The organism is Zhenpiania hominis (assembly GCF_014333425.1).
In the GTDB taxonomy this organism is placed as follows: Bacteria; Bacillota; Clostridia; order Peptostreptococcales; family Anaerovoracaceae; genus Hominibacterium; species Hominibacterium hominis.
In genome coordinates this window covers 1-1,587 of the sequence record NZ_JACRYT010000056.1, presented here as the reverse complement: position 1 = coordinate 1,587, position 1,587 = coordinate 1, and the positions used below count along the sequence as shown (strand labels likewise).

Here is a 1,587-nt window from a genome sequence, read left to right as displayed (position 1 = left end):
GATAGTGTAAAATAGTTGTGGAGTTTTCAGAGAAATAAAAGAAGAGACCGACTCCAAAGTGATAAAATAGTTTTACCCAAAAACAAAATAATCACGAAAGGATAAGGTCTCTATGGAAAACATTATACAACAGATTGCAGAAAAACTCATTCACAAAATACTGGAGAGAGCATATTCCGGAGGCATATCGGATATCGATGCCCTGTCAAGTGATGTCCTCGGAGACTGCAGAGAAGCGGCGATAGGGATCGTGGAGGCAATCACCGCCGGGCTCAATCAGCAGATACGGGATGACAAAGAGCGAAGAAAGGCGGAAGGTCTCGTCCTCAAAGAGAAGGAACGAGACCGTAGCCTGCTGACGGAACTCGGCAGACTTGATATTCCAAGAGACTATTACTACGACAGGGAAAATGATCAGTATGTATATCTGCTGGATCATGTTATTGGGGTACAAAGTTATGAGAGGATCTCAGACGGAGTGAGTGCAAAGCTGGTGAGCCTTGCAACGGAAGTGTCATATGAGAACAGTGCACAGATCGTAACGGACGGAGAAGTAAGCAGACAGAGCGTAAGGAACAGCATCCTGAGGCTTGGAGGTATAGAGAAGAGGGCGGAAGAAGGAGCGGCAAAACGTAAAGTCAGGGAACTACATGTATTCGCCGATGAAGATCACGTGCACATGCAAAAGGAGTGTAAGGAAAAAGGGAAGAAAATCAGGGCAGTGCCACTTGTAACGGTGACAGAAGGAGTGGAAAAAGAAAGTAAAGGAAGAAACCGTACAAAGGAAGCGATGCATTTCGTTGATGAGAAATTCAATACAAAAGAACTGTGGAAAAGCGTGGAAGGATACATAGGGTCTACTTACGATACGGATGTGCTTGAGAAGATTTATCTGCACGCAGACGGAGGCAGATGGATAAATAACGGGCTCGAGAAATTTTCCAATGTTAGAAGGGTAATGGACGGATTCCATCTTGAGAAGAAACTGAAAGAAGCGGGCAGGCGCTTTCCAAACAGGAACCTGAAAAACAGGATCAAAGAAGCGATGGAAGCCGATGACAGAAAGAAGCTGGACAGGATACTGCAAAGTCTTTATGATGCATGCAAAAGTGAGAAGGACAACGAGTTTGTATCTGAATTCGGAAAATACCTATTTGGAAATTACAAGGCGATAAGGAACAGGCTGATATACGGAGAAGTTGGAAGCTGTACTGAGGGACAGGTAAGCCATGTGCTGTCAAAGAGATTCAGCAGAAACCCGATGGGATGGAGTGAGGAAGGACTCGGGAAGCTCACGAAACAGAGAGTATACGTAAAGAACCGAGGAAAGATAGAAGCGAGGGATTTCAAGGACAAAGACAGAGGAAAAGGCAGCTATGGTGAATATGCAGAACGGATCATAGAGGACGCCTGCGAGGGAGCGATTGATTTCAGCATATTTGAGAGGAGAGAGCCTGTTTTCGATGGAAGCAGCGGGACCCAGACACTGATCAGAAGCCTTAGCATGAACAGAGGCATACCGCTAAGCTAGATGATAATCATTTTGGATCTGTCAACCAAAAACTCCACAACAACTTGACACCGCCC

Annotated in this window: 1 protein-coding gene; it reads left to right on the top strand. The window is 45.3% G+C overall.

All coding sequences use genetic code 11. The features are described 5' to 3' along the window. Positions 1-112: 112 nt before the first annotated feature. Positions 113-1,531 (top strand): ISLre2 family transposase, encoded by a 1,419-nt coding sequence (locus tag H9L42_RS16660; RefSeq protein ID WP_187304518.1) that lies wholly within the window; start codon positions 113-115, stop codon positions 1,529-1,531. Positions 1,532-1,587 lie beyond the last annotated feature (56 nt).